3 protein-coding genes are annotated in these 2,082 nt (G+C 64.5%); 2 read left to right on the forward strand and 1 reads right to left on the reverse strand.

From position 1 onward, the window contains the following. Positions 1 to 899, forward strand: an 899-nt coding sequence (locus AC1DSN_RS21795) for an ATP-binding protein (protein ID WP_477332859.1), incomplete at its 5' end; no start/stop codon positions are given. 4 nt (positions 900 to 903) lie between these two features. On the opposite strand, the gene AC1DSN_RS21800 is transcribed toward AC1DSN_RS21795, so the two are convergent. After that, on the reverse strand, positions 904 to 1,536 hold the full coding sequence (locus AC1DSN_RS21800) for a TMEM175 family protein (RefSeq protein WP_477294198.1): 633 nt from the start codon (positions 1,534 to 1,536) through the stop codon (positions 904 to 906). Positions 1,537 to 1,623: 87 nt separating this feature from the next. Between AC1DSN_RS21800 and AC1DSN_RS21805 the strand changes: the two genes are divergently transcribed. Then, positions 1,624 to 2,082: YaeQ family protein (locus tag AC1DSN_RS21805; protein ID WP_477332861.1), on the forward strand; the 459-nt coding region annotated here is incomplete at its 3' end.

The following is a 2,082-nucleotide window of genomic DNA, read 5'->3' on the forward strand; positions in this document are numbered from 1 at the left end:
CGGTCAACGTGGTCACGCTGATATCGGGCATGTCGGATCTCCTTCGAACCTCGCTGGGTCCGTCGATCGCGATCGAAGTCCGCTTTCCGCTGTCACTGCCCGAGGTGATGGGCGACATCAACCAGCTGGAGCTCTGCGTCCTCAACCTCTGCGTCAACGCGCGTGACGCGATGTCGGAGGGCGGCGTGATCACCATTCGTGCCGTGACTGACGAGGTTATCCACTCGCAAACCCTTGCTATTCCGTCCGGCAGGTATGTGAAGCTCTCGATCGCCGACACCGGCAGCGGCATGGATGCCGCGACGCTTGCGCGGGCGACGGAGCCTTTTTTTACGACCAAGGGCGTTGGCAAAGGCACCGGCCTGGGCCTGTCCATGGTTCACGGGATCGCCCAGCAATTGGGTGGTGCGTTGCAACTGGAGAGCAGCGAGAGCACCGGCACGACCGTCACGATCTATCTGCCGGTCGCGCCGTCGGTGCCTGGCGCTCTCCAGGAAGTCGCCCCCGTCGTTCCCCAGCGCGCGATCCGGCACATTGCGGAAGAACAGGGGCCGTTGCCTGTGATTCTGGTCGTCGACGACGACCCGCTCGTGTTGTCCACGGCCGTCGAGATGCTCAACTACGCGGGATACGATGCGCGTGGAGCTTCCTCGGGCCATGAAGCACTTCGACGGCTGGAAACGCTCGACGAACTCGTTGCCGTGGTGACGGATCACGCGATGCCCGGCATGACCGGATCCGAATTGGCTGCCGAGCTTGCTAACCGCCGCCCGGGCCTGCGCGTGGTGCTGGCGAGCGGTTATGCCGAGCTGCCGGCGGTTTCCGCCGGCATCGCCGTGCAGCTGCAGAAGCCGTTTGGTCGCGACGCCTTGCTTGCCGCCATTCGCGGCACGGGGTGACGCCTCAGGGCTGATCCTGGGGCAGCACGATCGCGGGCGCCTTCTTCATGCGTGCCAAGAGCATGACGAAGAACGGCGTCACCATGAGCGGCAGATTGCTCAAGCCGGGCCACCAGATGGCGATGACGATCGCCAGGGCCGCCATGCACGGCATGCCCAGGCTGCGGCGGATCGCGACAGCGACATCGTCCGTGGTGACATCGTCGTACAGATACGGCGGCCGGAGCGTGCGTTTGACCAAGCGGTACTGGCACAGGCCCGCTACCAGCAGGGTGAAGGCGTAGAACATCTGGGGTACGCGGTCGGTGAAGTGGGTGCTCATCAACGCCGTCGGGAACGGGATGAAGGCAACCAGCATGAGCAAGGTCAGGTTTGGCCAGACGATGGCCGGATCGTAGTGGCGGAGTCGGCCGAAGGTGCGGTGATGCGCCGCCCAGAGGGCCCCGACGACGTAGAAGGTCAGGACGAAGCCGACAAAGTGGGGAATGAGGTTGGCCAGTGCCTGCACCCAGGCCTCGTCCGTGCTCACGGCCGGCTCCGGCACCTTGATGTCGATGACCAGCAAGGTCATGGCGATGGCGAAAACGGCGTCCGAGAAGAACGTGAGCCGTTCGACCTGTTGATCCTGATGCGACATGCGACCCCCCCCCTTTGGAACCCCTGGCCCGATCATCCCGCGGGCGGTCGCCGAGGGGAAGGGGACGGAGTCCTGTAGAATCGCCCCATGGCACTCAAATCCACGGTCTTCAAGGCCGATCTGCAGGTCAGCGACATGGACCGGCACTATTACCAGGCGCACCCCCTCACCATCGCCCAGCACCCGTCGGAAACCGACGAGCGGATGATGGTCCGGGTGCTGGCTTTCGCCCTGAATGCGGATGACTCACTGGCCTTCGGCAAGGGCATCAGCTCCGAGGACGAGCCGGATCTGTGGCGCAAGGAACTCACTGGCGAGGTGGACCTGTGGATCGAGGTCGGCCAGCCCGATGAACAGCGCATCCGCCGTGCAGCGGGCCGCGCCAACCGCGTCATCGTCTACACATATAGCGGACGCAGCGCCGAAGTTTGGTGGAAGAAGACCTCGGCCGCCGTGGCTCGCACGAAGAACGTTTCGGTGATCGACATCGCGCCGGCCACGGTCGAAGCGCTCGCTGCCCTCACACAGCGAACGATGCAGATCCAG

Source organism: Luteibacter sp. P4_D7_3 (assembly GCF_056401735.1).

Coding starts and splice junctions, on each gene's coding strand:
- AC1DSN_RS21800 (WP_477294198.1), bottom strand. CDS start 1,536: ATGTCGCATCAGGATCAACAGGTCGAACGGCTCACGTTCTTCTCGGAC.